This window comes from Streptomyces sp. NPDC038200 (assembly GCF_055600785.1).
The window spans coordinates 55,402-69,157 of sequence record NZ_JBVJYH010000017.1 but is presented as its reverse complement, the minus strand read 5'-3'; the positions used below and the strand labels follow the sequence as shown (position 1 = coordinate 69,157).

General features: G+C 73.5%; 12 protein-coding genes. 5 read left to right on the top strand and 7 right to left on the bottom strand.

Going from position 1 to position 13,756, the window contains the following annotated elements:
- The first annotated feature begins 35 nt into the window (after positions 1–35).
- Together ACZ7KF_RS29505 and ACZ7KF_RS29500 are read left to right on the top strand one after the other, a co-directional pair.
- Positions 36–359: an STAS domain-containing protein gene (locus ACZ7KF_RS29505; protein ID WP_030610139.1), complete on the top strand. Its 324-nt coding sequence runs from the start codon at positions 36–38 to the stop codon at positions 357–359.
- A 267-nt stretch (positions 360–626) separates the two neighbouring features.
- Positions 627–3,248, top strand: coding sequence for an ATP-binding protein (locus ACZ7KF_RS29500; protein WP_471081482.1), 2,622 nt, complete (start codon positions 627–629; stop codon positions 3,246–3,248).
- Positions 3,249–3,808: 560 nt separating this feature from the next.
- On the opposite strand, the gene nucS is transcribed toward ACZ7KF_RS29500, so the two are convergent.
- A complete protein-coding gene (gene nucS, locus ACZ7KF_RS29495; RefSeq protein ID WP_471081479.1) occupies positions 3,809–4,480 on the bottom strand; it encodes an endonuclease NucS in 672 nt (223 codons plus the stop codon).
- 276 nt (positions 4,481–4,756) lie between these two features.
- Here nucS and ACZ7KF_RS29490 point away from each other — a divergent pair, with 276 nt between their 5' ends.
- Positions 4,757–5,149, top strand: coding sequence for an SCO5389 family protein (locus ACZ7KF_RS29490; RefSeq protein ID WP_471081476.1), 393 nt, complete (start codon positions 4,757–4,759; stop codon positions 5,147–5,149).
- Positions 5,150–5,267: 118 nt separating this feature from the next.
- On the opposite strand, the gene ACZ7KF_RS29485 is transcribed toward ACZ7KF_RS29490, so the two are convergent.
- A complete protein-coding gene (locus ACZ7KF_RS29485; RefSeq protein ID WP_471081473.1) occupies positions 5,268–6,296 on the bottom strand; it encodes an LLM class flavin-dependent oxidoreductase in 1,029 nt (342 codons plus the stop codon).
- A gap of 222 nt (positions 6,297–6,518) precedes the next feature.
- Here ACZ7KF_RS29485 and ACZ7KF_RS29480 point away from each other — a divergent pair, with 222 nt between their 5' ends.
- On the top strand, positions 6,519–6,851 hold the full coding sequence (locus tag ACZ7KF_RS29480; protein ID WP_225827353.1) for an ATP/GTP-binding protein: 333 nt from the start codon (positions 6,519–6,521) through the stop codon (positions 6,849–6,851).
- Positions 6,852–6,862: 11 nt separating this feature from the next.
- On the opposite strand, the gene ACZ7KF_RS29475 is transcribed toward ACZ7KF_RS29480, so the two are convergent.
- The 4 genes from ACZ7KF_RS29475 to ACZ7KF_RS29460 all read right to left on the bottom strand — a co-directional run bounded on the left by ACZ7KF_RS29475 (position 6,863) and on the right by ACZ7KF_RS29460 (position 10,922).
- Positions 6,863–7,729: an ABC transporter permease gene (locus ACZ7KF_RS29475; protein ID WP_471081470.1), complete on the bottom strand. Its 867-nt coding sequence runs from the start codon at positions 7,727–7,729 to the stop codon at positions 6,863–6,865.
- Complete coding sequence (locus tag ACZ7KF_RS29470; protein ID WP_471081467.1) at positions 7,726–9,060, bottom strand: ABC transporter ATP-binding protein; 1,335 nt, start codon at positions 9,058–9,060, stop codon at positions 7,726–7,728. The genes ACZ7KF_RS29475 and ACZ7KF_RS29470 overlap by 4 nt, the downstream gene beginning before the upstream one ends.
- Before the next feature lie 131 nt (positions 9,061–9,191).
- Complete coding sequence (locus tag ACZ7KF_RS29465; RefSeq protein ID WP_471081464.1) at positions 9,192–9,965, bottom strand: ABC transporter permease; 774 nt, start codon at positions 9,963–9,965, stop codon at positions 9,192–9,194.
- A 3-nt stretch (positions 9,966–9,968) separates the two neighbouring features.
- On the bottom strand, positions 9,969–10,922 hold the full coding sequence (locus tag ACZ7KF_RS29460; protein ID WP_471081461.1) for an ATP-binding cassette domain-containing protein: 954 nt from the start codon (positions 10,920–10,922) through the stop codon (positions 9,969–9,971).
- Between the two features lie 127 nt (positions 10,923–11,049).
- Between ACZ7KF_RS29460 and ACZ7KF_RS29455 the strand changes: the two genes are divergently transcribed.
- Positions 11,050–12,558, top strand: a complete 1,509-nt coding sequence (locus ACZ7KF_RS29455) for an outer membrane protein assembly factor BamB family protein (RefSeq protein WP_471081457.1) — start codon at positions 11,050–11,052, stop codon at positions 12,556–12,558.
- Between the two features lie 254 nt (positions 12,559–12,812).
- Here the strand turns inward: ACZ7KF_RS29455 and ACZ7KF_RS29450 are convergent, their stop codons facing one another.
- Positions 12,813–13,748 (bottom strand): coiled-coil domain-containing protein, encoded by a 936-nt coding sequence (locus ACZ7KF_RS29450; protein WP_189819504.1) that lies wholly within the window; start codon positions 13,746–13,748, stop codon positions 12,813–12,815.
- Between the last annotated feature and the right edge of the window lie 8 nt (positions 13,749–13,756).

Here is a 13,756-nt window from a genome sequence, read left to right as displayed (position 1 = left end):
CCGAGTACGCCAACCGCAGCCAACGGGGAGCGCATATGCACATCAGGGGCGACCACGCCGAGCTGGTCGTCGGGGGCCGCCTCGACGTCCGCAGCGCGGCGGACGCCCGTACGGCCCTGCACTCGGCCGTCGACACCGGTGTCGGCGACCTGGTGCTCGACCTGTCCGAACTGGATTCCTGGGACGCCACCGGGCTCGGGGTGATCATGGGTGCCCACCGGCGGGCCGGCCGCTGCGGGCGCCGCCTGGTGCTGCGGGGTGTACCGGCGCAGATGCAGCGCCTGCTGGTCGCCACCCGGCTGCACCGCATCCTCGCCATCGAGGGCGGCATCGGGGTGGAGTCGCTGCCCCGGGTGTGAGACGTGCACGGGGCGGACCGGGCGACGGCAGAGACCCGGGCGCACCCGCCGAAGCGCGCGTCGAGGGCAATCCTCACGAGACCGTGACGTCTCGGACCGCACGGCACCCCGCCCTGTCGGAGATACTGACCGAAGGTTTAGGGTGCGGTCGCCCGCCGCCTCGCATCCCTCGACCGAGCGGGCCCGGACCAGAAGCTACAGCGCGGTGTGCGACAAGGCCGGGAGGGCCGGAACACGGGCACACGACGCTTTTGGGGGCTGGAACCCATGGACCCGATCAACCCGGGACCCGACGAGCACGGTCAGGCGCACGGCCGCCGCCCGCCCCGGGACTCCCTCACCTCCGACTTCGCCTCCGGCGCCCCCGCGCCCGCCCGCATGGTGCAGCTCGTCACCGGCGACCTCCAGCTGACGGTCAATCCGGTCGACGGCAGCGAGATAGAACCCTGCCCGCCGGCCGAGCGCCCCGGCAGGCCCCGCAAGCGCACCGCCGACGAGCGTGCCGAGACCGAACGCGCCGCCCGGCCGCCCGTACCGCCCGGCCCCGGCCGGCCGGTGCTCTCCCTGCTGGAACGCCAGGACGAACGCGAACGCCTCGTCCGCCTGCTCGCCCGCGGCCGCTCGGTCCGCGTCACCGGCCCGGCCGGCTCCGGCCGCACCGCCCTGCTCGACCTGGTCGCCGAGGACTGCGCGGACCTCGCCCCCGACGGCGTGGTCCGCCTGAACGGCTTCCGCCGCACCGCCGGTGACGTCCTGCAGGACCTGTTCCACGCCGTCCACGACGCCCCACGGCACCGCCCCGGCCCCGACGAACTGGCGGCCTGCGTCCGGGAGATCGGCGCGGTCGTCGTCCTGGACGACCTGGAGTTCGGCGGCACCGCCCTGGACGAACTGCTCGACGCCACCCCCGAATGCGCCTTCCTGCTCGGAGCCACCCCCGACGTGCCCGCGCCCTCCGCCGAGTCCGAGGTGGAGGAGATCTTCCTCACCGGCCTCGACCGCGCCGCCGGCGTGGAGATCCTGGAGCGGACCGTCGGCCGGGTGCTCACCGAGGAGGAGGCCAACTGGGCCGGCGACCTGTGGTTCGAGTCCGAGGGGCTGCCCCTGAGGTTCGTCCAGGCCGGTGCCCTGCTGCGGCAGCGCGACCAGCTGCGGGCCAGCACCGGCGCGGTGGACGAGTACGGCGTCTTCGAGGACGTACTCCCGCCCGCGGACACGCCCGCGGACCTCGACGACGACGTCCCGCTGCCGTCCCTCGGCGAAGCCGCCGCACCCGCCCCGCTGCTGGCCTCCCGGCTCAGCGCCGACGCCCGCGCCGCCCTCCGCTTCGCGGTCGCCCTCGGCGGCGAGATACCCCACCAGGCGCACCTGCCCGCGCTGGTCGGCGACACCCACGCCGACGCCGCCCTCGGCGAGCTGGCCGCCTGCGGCCTGGTCTCCCCCGTCGGCTCCCGCTACCGGCTCGCGGCCGGCGTGCAGACCCAGCTGGAGGCCGCCGGATACGCCGACGACGCCCCCGCCCACGCCCTCACCGCCGCCCAGCACTACGCCTGGTGGGCCGGACACCCCTCCGTCACTCCCGAACGGGTGTCCGTGGAGGCCGACGCGGTCCTGGCCGCGCTCGCCGCCGTCGTGCCGCAGACGACCCCGCCCGTCGAGGGCGAGGAGAGCAGCGCCGTACGGCTGGCCCGCACGGCAGCGCCCGCCTTCGCCGCCGGACTGCACTGGAGCGCCTGGGAACGGGCCCTGCGGTCCGGTGCGGAAGCCTCCCGGCTGGCCGGCGAGGTATCCGAACAAGCCTATTTCCACCACGAGTTGGGCATCCTCGCGCTCTGTGTCGGACAGCTCGACCGGGCCCGTGCCGAGCTGGAGGCCTCGGGCGGGCTGCGCGGCGCCCTCGCCGACAAGCGGGGCACGGTCGCCGGCCGCCGCGCCCTCGCGCTGCTCGCCGACCGGGCCGGCGAGGTGCCCGGGCCGTCGGCGCAGGCGGGGGAGGAGGTGCCGGAGGTGCGGCAGGAGGGGCCGACGCCGCGGCCGTACGTCCCCGCGGGCGACACCCTCGTCACCCGGCAGCTTCCGCAGGCCGGGCCGCGGAACGGGCCGCAGGGCGGCGGTGTCCGGAGCATGGTCCGGCGCAACCTGGTGGCGGTCGGCTCCGGCGCGCTGCTCGCCGCCGTCCTCGGCACCGTCATCACGCTCGGCATGACGTCCGACCAGGACGGCGACCGGAACCCGGCGGGCAGGGTCGAGGTCAATCCGTCGGCCGGGCAGGAGATCGGCGACGGTGGCCAGGAAGCCGACCCGGCCGGGACCGGCTCCGGCTCGGGCGGTGGCACCGGTGCGGCCGCAGGCCGGCCCACCTCGCCGGGCCCCGACGGCAGGTACGGCACGGCCGACGACCCGGCGCCGCCGGCGGACACGGCCCGGCCGTCGGAGAGCATCGCCCCGTCCGGCTCCGGCTCGCCCTCCGGCTCACCGTCGAAGTCCCCCAAGCCATCGGGCTCGTCCGGTTCGTCGGGCGGCGGTACGACGGGCGGCACGAGCGGGGGCACCTCCGGCGGCACGACGGGCGGTTCGACCGGCGGCTCGACCGGCGGGACGACCGGCGGGACGACCGGCGGTTCGACGGGCGGCACGAGCGGGGGCACCACCGGCGGCACGTCGGGCGGTTCGACCGGCGGCTCCACCGGCGGGACGACCGGGGGCACCACCGGCGGCACGACGGGCGGGTCCACGGACGGCACCACCGGCGGCGACACCACGGGCGGCGACAGCGGCGGAACGACGACGGGCGGCACGGACGCGGGCACGACCGGCTCCGCCGGGGGGACGTCGAGCAGCGCTTCGGCCTCGGAGAGTGCTCTGGGGACGACCGCCGAGGTGATGTGACACCGGGCCTCGCACCCCCCTCACCGACTCACCGAGCCCGCCCCACGCTGCCGCTACCGCTGCTGCCGCTCCGCTGCCCCCTGCTGCCGCTCCGCTGCTGCTGCCGCCTCTTGCGGCCGGCGCACCCTCTTCTCCGCCGCGACGGCGTTCTGCCACCGCGGCGGTGTTCGGCGGTGCCTGACGGGCCTCAGGGCCGTTCGGCACCGCCGGTGCGCGCCGTCGTGGTTGAGCGCCGTCGCGGCGGAGAGAAGTGACCGGTGCGGAGAAGAGGTCGCGCGAGGAGCGGCCGGTCGGGATAAGCAGCCGGTGGGGACGAGTGACCGGTGGGGAGAAGAGGCCGCGCGAGGAGCGGCCGGTCGGGACGAGTGGTCGGTGGAGGCAAGGGGCCGCGCGAGGAGCAGCCGGTGGGGATAAGCAGCCGGTCGGGATGAGTGGCCGGTGGGGACGCGTGGCCGGGGGAGGTAAGTGGCCGCGCGAGGAGCAGCCGGTGGGGATAGGCAGCCGGTCGGGATGAGTGGCCGGTGGGGACGCGTGGCCGGGGGAGTGGGCTGCGGGGGTGGTCAGAACAGGCGGAGTTTGTCGTCCTCGATGCCGCGGAGGGCGTCGTAGTCCAGGATCTGGCAGTTGATGCCGCGGTCGGTGGCGAGGACGCGGGCCTGGGGCTTGATCTCCTGCGCGGCGAAGACTCCGCGGACCGGCGCCAGATGCGGGTCGCGGTTCAACAGGTCCAGGTAGCGGGTGAGTTGCTCCACACCGTCGATCTCACCCCGCCGCTTGATCTCGACCGCGACCGTCTGGCCGTCGGCGTCCCGGCACAGGATGTCCACCGGGCCGATCGCGGTCATGTACTCGCGGCGGATGAGGGTGTAGCCCTCGCCCAGCGTCTCGATGCGGTCGGCGAGCAGTTCCTGGAGGTGCGCTTCCACGCCGTCCTTGATCAGGCCGGGATCCACGCCGAGTTCGTGCGAGGAATCGTGGAGGATCTCCTCCATCGTGATGATCAGTTTCTCGCCCGCCTTGTTGACGACGGTCCACACACCCTCGTCCTCGCCCGCCCCCTCCTTCAGCGTGCAGGGCGGCGACATCCAGTTGAGCGGCTTGTAGGCCCGGTCGTCGGCGTGGATGGAGACGCTGCCGTCCGCCTTGACCAGGATCAGGCGGGGCGCCGAGGGCAGGTGGGCGGTGAGCCGGCCGGCGTAGTCGACCGAGCACCGGGCAATGACGAGACGCATGGTCGGCAACGCTACTCGACGCGTGCCGGTGCACGCGATCCGCCTATCCCGCTCCCTGTGAATCGCCCCAATTGTCCCTGGAAACTCTTGTTCATCCCTGGCCGATAGTGAGCATGAGTCGACCGTTCCATATACGCATTCTGCTGGTGTGGTCACCGACGGTTGCCTACCGTAGAGAACGGGAGGTTGCGGCCCATCTACTGAGCGTGTTCGAAATCGCGAACTCCCACATCTGTCCGGCAACCCCTGTGCATCGGGGGTGCGAGAGGAGAACCCATGTCGCTCGACGTCTCACCGGCCCTACTCGAACAGGCCGAGCGAGGCGAGGTCGACGAAGCAGCATTCGTCGACTGCGTCCGGACCTCCCTGCCCTACGCATGGGAGATGATCAGCTCCCTGGTGGCCCAGCTGAAGGTGGACGGCGGAACCTTCGCCGACAACCAGACGCCCCCGCCGGACGAGCAGGCCCGCGGTCAGCTGCTGCGTGCGCTCGCGAGTGACGCCATCCGCGGCGCGCTGCAGCGGCACTTCGGTGTGCGGCTGGCCTTCCAGAACTGCCACCGGGTGGCGGTGTTCCCGCTGGACGCCTCGGTGGACGACACGTTGGCCCGCTTCACGTCGGTGCGCAGCCAGTTGCTGAACCAGTCGCCGGAGCTTCGGGACTGCTGACGCGCGGCCTCGGTTCGGCCGCAAGACGGAGAGCCGTCGGCTTGCCGCTCCACCTGCGGGAGGTGCATTCGGTACTGGGGCGGCAAGCCCCCCAGGCGGCTTGCTTGTCGGGGGCGGGTCAGCGCAGCTGGGGCAGCACTTCGGCGCCGAGGCGCCGCAGGTTCTCCTCGGTGGCCGCGAGATCGCCCGAGCCCTCGACCAGGAGGGCGAAGCGGGAGATGCCGGTGCGCTCCGAGGTGGCCGCGAGCCGGTCGGCGGCGAGCCGCGGGGTGCCCACCGGGTGCAGGCCGCAGAGCAGCTCGGTGTAGGCGTACGGGTCGCGCATCGCGCGCTCCCGCCCGTCCACCGTGACATGGGCCGCGAGTCCCTGCCGCAGCCATCCCGGCATCGCCTTCAGCAGCGTCTCCGCCGCGTCCGTGCGCCGGTCGGCGAGCTGGCACACCCCGGCGGAGACGTGGGCGGCGCCCGCGATCTCCTCGGCCGGCCGGCCCGCCGCGCGGGCGCAGCGCCGCCACAGGGCGACCATCTCGGCCTTCTCCTCGTCCCCGATGTGCATGCCGAGCAGCATCGGCAGCCCGCGCTCGGCGGCCAGCCGCACGCTCGCCGGCGAGGTGCAGGCGAGGACGACCTCGGGGCCGGGGGTCTCGGTCAGGGCCTCCGACGGCCGGGGGACGACGGGCACCTCACGGAAGGAGAACCGCTCGCCGGAGGCCGCCACGGACGGTTCGCCCAGCCAGCGGAGCAGCAGATCGAGCGACTCCGGGAACCCGTGTTCGTACGCCTCCAGGCCCGTGCCGAACACCTCCAGATCCACCCAGGGGCCGCCGCGTCCGACGCCCAGGGTGAACCGTCCGCCGCTGGTCAGGTGCAGCAGCGCGGCCTGTTCGCCGAGGGCGACCGGGTGGGCGGTGGGCAGGACGCTCACCGCCGTGCCGACCCGGATGCGGCGGGTGCGGCCGAGCAGCAGCGCGGCCAGGGTGACCGCGGACGGGCATGTGCCGTAGGGCACGAAGTGGTGCTCGGCCAGCCATACGGCGTCCAGCCCGGACTGCTCGGTGACCTCCGCGGAGCGGACCGCCCGGTGCAGCGCCTCCCCCGGGCCCTGGCCCGGGAACTGGGCGGCCAGCACAAAACTTCCTACGTGCATCGCATTTCCTGCTTCCTTGGCTCCGACCCGGAGCTCCCCCACCCGGCATAACCGTCTGACACGTGCCCAGGACACGGCCTGGCGGAGAGATTTGCCGATTGTCTGCAGAATGGGTCGCCTTGGAGGGGGACTTGTACGGGTTGGTTCCCTACGCGTACCCCGCTCGGCGGCGCGTAGGCTGGATGCATCCCGTGCTTCCTGTATAGCCCCGAGAGGTGTCCTGTGTCCCCGCGTCGCAACCGACCGAAGGCAGCCGGATCGTCGGGCCGGAGCGCCGAGGACGACCATGCCGGCCGGTACGGCGGCTGGCAGTCCACGGAGAGCTGGCAGGGCGAGGAGTGGAGCGTCCGGCATGTCGCCGGGGCCAGCTCCGAGGGCAAGACCTACCGCTGCCCGGGCTGCGACCAGCTGATCCCCTCCGGTGTCCCGCACGTGGTGGCCTGGCCGGAGCACGCGGGCGTCGACGACCGCCGGCACTGGCACAAGGCGTGCTGGAACGCGAAGGACCGCCGCACCACGCGGGTGCAGCGGTCCCGTAACGCGCCGAGGTTCTGAGCCCCCCCGGGTCACACGTCCCGGCTCTGCAGCAGCGCGTACGTCCCCGCGTACACCGCCGCCGTCAGCCCGAGCATGATCCACAGCGGGTCCCAGCCGGACGGGCCGGACTCGGTCAGCGAGTTGGCGTAGAAGACGCTCAGCTGGTTCGGGATCGAGTACTCGAACAGCCACTCGCGCACCTTGTCGAGCGACTCCGTCGCCATGAACAGCGCGAGCACCAGCGGCGCGAGCAGCACGCCGATCATGATGGTGATGGCGCCCGCGGAGTGCCGGATGACCGAGCCGATGAGCAGCGAGAGCAGACCGAGCAGCGCCATGTAGAGGCTGATGCCGACGGTGGCCTTGAGCCAGTCGCCGCCGGTGGGCGTGCGGGCGCCGGTGCTCTCCAGCATGGACGCCTGGACCATGGCCACGAAGCCGGACGTGGCCAGGGTGAAGACGAAGGCGACGGCGAAGAACACGATCGACTTGGCGGCGAGCACCCGGGCCCGGCTGGGGCACGCGGTCATCGTCGTGCGGATCATGCCCGTGCCGTACTCCGAGGCCGTGGTCAGCACGCCCAGCGTGATGATGCAGATGCTGCCGAGCAGCAGACCGAAGAAGCCGAACGACAGCGGGTTCTCGCCGGACAGGGTCTCGGAGTCGGAGTTGGCCTCGACCAGCGCGCCGGCCATCAGGCCGATGCCGACGACGAGCAGCACGAACACGCCGAGCGTCCACATCGTGGAGCGCACCGACTTGATCTTCGTCCACTCCGAGGCCAGCGCGTGCCCGAGGTGGGTGCGCACGACCGGGATGGGCGAGGTGTAGCCGGGGTACGGCCCACCGGGCGCGGCTGCCGGGGCCTGCTGCATCGGGGGCTGGTGGGTGCTCATCGGGCGTCCTCGGGCTGGGTCGGGTCGGCGGGGGCGGAGGCGGTGGCCGGGGCGGCCACGGGGGCCTGCTGCGGCGCGGGCGGGGCGGCCGGGGCCGGCGGGGCGGCGGGCGCCTGCGGCGCGGGGGCGGCCGGAGTCTCCTTGGTCAGGGCCGGCGGCTGGTCCTGCGGCGCCACGGCGGCCGGCGGGGCCGGCGCGGGCTGCTGGGCCGGCGCGCCCGGCTGGGCGTAGGGGTTGCCCGGAGTCCCCGGAGCGCCGCCGTACGGGCCCGCGGGCGGGGCCGGCATGGCGAAGGCCTGGCCGCCCTGCTGGGGCGGCGGCGGGGCGTACCAGCCGGGCTGGCCCTGGCCGGGGACCGGCACGGGCGGCTGGGCGCCGGGCGGCAGCGGCTGCTGGAGCCCCGCCTTCTGGTCGACGGTCGAGCGGTAGTCCACGGCGCCCTGCGTCATCCGCATGTACGCCTCCTCCAGCGAGGCCTGGTGGGGCGACAGCTCCCACAGCCGGACGCCCGCCTCGTACGCGAGGTCGCTGATGCGGGGGAGCGGCAGCCCGGTCACCCGGAGCGCGCCGTCCTGCTCCGGCAGGACGTGCCCGCCGGCCTCGGCGAGCGCGGAGGAGAGCTTCTCACGCAGCTGCGGCTCGGTGTCCGGGGTGCGCACGCGCGCGAAGTCCGCGGAGTTCGCCGAGATGAAGTCCTTCACGCTCATGTCGGCGAGCAGCTGACCGCGCCCGATGACGATGAGGTGGTCGGCGGTGAGCGCCATCTCGCTCATCAGGTGCGAGGAGACGAAGACCGTACGGCCCTCGGCCGCGAGGGCCTTCATCAGGTTGCGGACCCAGAGGATGCCCTCGGGGTCGAGGCCGTTGACCGGCTCGTCGAAGAGCAGCACCTGCGGGTCGCCGAGCAGCGCGGCGGCGATGCCGAGGCGCTGGCCCATGCCGAGCGAGAAGCCCTTGGAGCGCTTTTTGGCCACGCCCTGGAGGCCGACGACCCCCAGCACCTCGTCCACGCGGCGGGCCGGGATGCCCGACAGCTGGGCGAGGCTCAGCAGGTGGTTGCGGGCGGTCCGGCCGCCGTGCACGGCCTTGGCGTCGAGCAGGGCGCCGACCTGCCGTGGGGCGTTGGGCAGCTTGCGGTACGGGTAGCCACCGATGGTGACCGCCCCGGACGTGGGGTTGTCCAGCCCGAGGATCATCCGCATCGTCGTGGACTTGCCCGAGCCGTTGGGCCCGAGGAAACCGGTCACGGCTCCGGGCCGCACCTGGAAGGAAAGGTTGTACACGGCGGTCTTGTCGCCGTAGCGCTTGGTCAGGCCGACAGCCTCGATCATGCTCCGCACCCATCGAAAGGTTCAGGACAGCGGGGCACACGCCCCCGTAAGGGTTAGGAGGATATCGGTGCGCTGACGGTTCCGGCCAAGAGAAAGTAAAGCCTGAGGATTACGCGGGGTGACACCGGGGACTACTGGGCGTCCCGGCGCTTGAGGAGGACGTAGCCGCCGGCCAGCGCGGCGATCACCCACAGCGCCATGATCCCGAGCCCGGCCCAGGGGCCGTAGGGCGTGTCGTCGCCGACGCGCGGCACCACCTGCATGATCCGGCTGCCCGCCTGGTCCGGCAGGAACCGGCCGATCTTCTTCGTCGCGTCCACGTTGCCGAGGATGTTGGAGATCAGGAAGAAGAACGGCATCAGGATGCCGAGGGACAGCATCGGCGAGCGCAGCATCGCGGCGACGCCCATGGAGAACATCGCGATCAGGGTCATGTACAGCCCGCCGCCGCACACCGCGCGCAGCACACCGGGGTCGCCGATGCCGGCCCGGTGGGAGCCCAGCACCGCCTGGCCGAGGAAGAACGCCGCGAAGCTGGTGACCAGCCCGACGGCCAGCGCGAGCGCGGCGGCCACCGCGACCTTGCTGAACAGGAAGGTGCCGCGCCGCGGTACGGCGGCCAGGGAGACCCGGATCATGCCGGTGCTGTACTCGTTCGAGACGACCAGCACACCGAACACGATCATGGCGAGCTGACCGAGGGTCATGCCCGCGAAGCTGATGACCGTGGGGTCGAAGGAGAGCCGCTCCCGCGCGGGCATGCGGTCGAACTGGCTGTTCGACAACGCGGAGAGCAGCGTCCCGACGGCGACGGTGACCACCACGGCCAGCGACAGCGTCCACACCGTGGACGCCACGGAGCGGATCTTGGTCCACTCGGAGCGGATCGCCTGGACGGCCGCCATGGCTCAGGCCCCCTTCCAGCCGGCGCCCCGGTCCCGCGGGGCGGGCTCCGGACCGGCCTGCGCGTGGTACTCCACCGCTTCCGCCGTCAACTGCATGAACGCCTCCTCCAGCGAGGCCTGCTGCGGGCTCAGCTCGTGCAGCACGAGCCCGTACCGCGCGGCCAGCTCACCGATCTGCTCGGCCTTGCCGCCCTCCACCTCCAGCGCTCCGCCGCCCGCCTCCACGACGGTGATCCCGGCCTGGTGCAGCACATCGCGCAGCCGCTCGCGCTGCGGGCAGCGGATCCGGACGTACGACCGCGAGTTCGCCCGGATGAAGTCGGCCATCGAGGTGTCCGCGAGCAGCCGCCCCTGCCCGATGACCACCAGGTGATCGGCCGTCAGCGCCATCTCGCTCATCAGATGGCTCGACACGAACACCGTCCGGCCCTGCGCGGCCAGCGACTTCATCAGGTTCCGGATCCAGTGGATGCCCTCCGGGTCGAGCCCGTTGACCGGCTCGTCGAACATCAGGATCCGCGGGTCGCCGAGGAGCGCGCCCGCGATCCCCAGCCGCTGGCCCATGCCCAGCGAGAACCCCTTGGCCTTCTTCCGCGCGACGGCCGTGAGCCCGACCGTCTCCAGCACCTGGGCCACCCGGCTCGCCGGGATGCCGTTGCTCTGCGCCAGACAGAGCAGGTGGTTGTAGGCGCTCCGGCCGCCGTGCACGGCCTTGGCGTCCAGCAGGGCGCCGAGGTACGTCAGCGGGTCCTCGAGCCGGTCGTAGTGCGTGCCGTCGATGCGGACGTCACCGGCGGTGGGACGGTCGAGTCCGAGGATCATCCGCATGGTGGTGGACTTCCCGGCCCCGTTGGGCCCGAGGAACCCCGTCACGATGCCCGGCCGGACCGAGAAGGTGAGGTGGTCCACCGCCACCTTCTCGCCGTACCGCTTGGTCAGCCCCTCCAGCTCGATCATGCGGCCACGCTAGGACGGCCTCCGGTGGGCTGCCACTCGAGCGTCCGCGGTATGCTCCAGCCCCCTTGATCGGCGGGGGCGGTGCCGGGGGGGGCGCCGAGGGGACGGGACGCGGGCGGGGGCGGCGGTGGTCCAGGACGGCAGACCGGGCGCGGGGTGGCATCCGGTCCGGGCGGGGCTGGCGGTGATGGCCGCCGGGGCCGCGGCCGGGCTCGCGGTGGAGTTCCACGTACTCGGGTGGACGTCGATCCCGGGCAACTCCTGCGGCGGCCGGTACCGCCCCTGCCCGGACGGCACCGCCCCCACGCTCCTGCTGGCGTTCGCGCTGACGTTCGTCGGGTACATCGCCCTCCTGGTCACCATCGGCAGGTTCATCGACCGGCGCCCCGGCAAGACCGTGCCCGCCGTCCTGGCCGTCCTGGGCGTGCTCTGCGCGCTGTGGCCCGGCTGGCAGGCGTACCTGTGGCTGCGCGGACCGGTGCTGGACCTCGCCTGGCGGGCCGGCCCGGACCGGCCGTCCAGCGTGCGGGCCGAGGGTGTGTGGACCGTCGGCGAGCACGGCTCGACCGTGGTCCGGGTGCGCACCGACGCGCTGGTCGCCTACGCCGCCCACGACGGCGACCGCCGCTGGACGCTGCGGGCGCCCGTGCGCGAGTCGGTGTGCGGGATGAGCGGGGGCGTCGCCGACGGCGTCGGTCTGGTCGCCTTCGCCCGCCACGGCCAGGTCTGTGACACCGTGTGGGGTGTCGACACCCGCACCGGCCGCAGGCTGTGGGAGCGGAAGATCACCGGGATCGGCACCGGCGAGGACAGCGTGCTCGCGACCGACGGGCACGTGGCCCTCGCGCTGACCGACACCGGGGTGCGGGCGTACGGCCTCACCGACGGCCGGCCGCGCTGGACCGCCGACCTGCGGGGCCGCGAGACGGGGCGGACGTGCGCGCCCCGGGTCGTCTCCGCGGCCCGCGGCACCACCCGGGTCGTGGTCACCTGCCGGACGGGGGAGAAGGACGGCGCGCGGCTCGTGACCCTGGACAACGCCACCGGCAGGCAGCGCGCCACCCAGGCGCTGCCGGTGGAGAGCCCGCTCGACACGGCCGTGGTGCTCTCGGCCGAGCCCTTCACCCTGCTGCTGAAGGAGAGCGACGAGCGCGGTGTCGCGGCCGTCCTGTCCTATCCCGACGACGACGGCGACCCGGTACGGATCCCGCTCTCCGCCGACGACGAGGACCTCGACCTCCCAGGGGTCCGGGGCGAGAGCTTCACGGCCCAGGCCGCCCTGAGGGCGACGATCAGCGGGGGCACCCTCGTCGTCGCCACGGTGGAGCCCGGCGGTTTCGGCGCCGACCACGTCTCCGGCTACGCCCTGCGCGACGGACGGCGGGTGTGGCGCGCCGCGGTGGACGATGCCGCCGCGCTGGCGCCCACCGGCGACGGCCGGGTGGCCGTACTCGGCACGAAGGGCCGGCTGTGGACCTTCGACGCGGCCGACGGGCACCGGATCGGCGAGGACGACGGCGTCATGGTCCGCACCAACCGCCTCACCGAACGCCTGCGGCTGCTGCGCACGGCCGGCACCTGGATCGTCGTCAACGGCGAGGGCACCGAGGAGCCGCCCCTGTACGGCCTGCGCTAGCGAACGGCCCCGAGCGAGCCGAGGCAAGCGCCGGAACGGCGGAGAGCGCGGGGTGCGGCGGAGAGCCGGGGAACGCCGGATGCGGCGGAGGAAGCCGGGCAACGCCGGAGAGCGCCGGGGAACGCCTGAGCGGGCCTGGGAGGACCTGGGAACGGCGGAGAGAGCCGGAGAGAACCGCCGGGGAACGGCGGAGGGACGGCGGGACCGGGTCCCACCGCCCCTCACGGTGTCACAGCGCCGGACGACCGCCCGGACTACCGGGACTGCTGCGCCGGAACGCCCCGGGAGATCGGCTCGTCGTCGGTCGACGTGCCGGCCGCGGCCACCGCGGCGCCGGTCAGCGTGGCGAGCATCTCGCGGACGTTCGTCAGCTGGGCGTTGATGCTGTCGCGGCGGTTGGTGAGCGCCGCCAGCTCCCGCTCGGATTCCGAGCGGATCCGGTCGGCCTTGGCGTTGGCGTCGGCCACGATGTCCTCGGCCTGGCGCTGGGCGGTCTCCACCGTCTGGCGGGCCCGGCGCTCGGCGTCGGTGCGCAGCTTCTCCGCCTCCAGGCGCAGCTGCTCGGCCCGGTGCTCGATCTCCGCGAGCCGCTTCTCGGCCTTCTGCTGACGCGAGGCCAGGTCGCGCTCGGACTGCTCGCGGCGCTTGGCCAGGTTGGTCTCGAAGTCGGCGGCGGCCTGCGCGGCCTTGGCGCGGGTCTCCTCGAAGAGGGCGTCCGCCTCCTCGCGCTTGGACTGCGCGTCCTTCTGCGCCTCGGCACGCAGCTGGGAGGCGTCGGACTTGGCCTTCTCGACGATCCGGACGCCCTCGTCCTCGGCCTTGGCCTTGCGTTCGGCCGCGTACGACTCGGCGTCGTTGCGGACCTGCTGGGCCGCCGACTCCGCGAGGTCACGGTGCTGCTCGGCCGCCCGCCGGGCCTCCTCACGCAGCTCCTTGGCCTCTTCCTCGGCCAGGCGCAGGATCTTCTCGACCCGAGCGCCGAGACCCGCGTACGACGGCTCGGCGTCCGTGATCTGAGCCTGGGCGTTCTGCGTTTCGAGGTGCAGCTCCTCGATGCGCTTCTCCAGGGCGGTGATGCGTGCGAGAGCGCTGTCACGGTCGGAGACGAGCTTGGAGATACGTTCGTCCACCTGAGCGCGGTCGTACCCACGCCGCACAAGCTCGAAGCCGTAGGGGGAAGTGTCGCTCATGGGGTTCC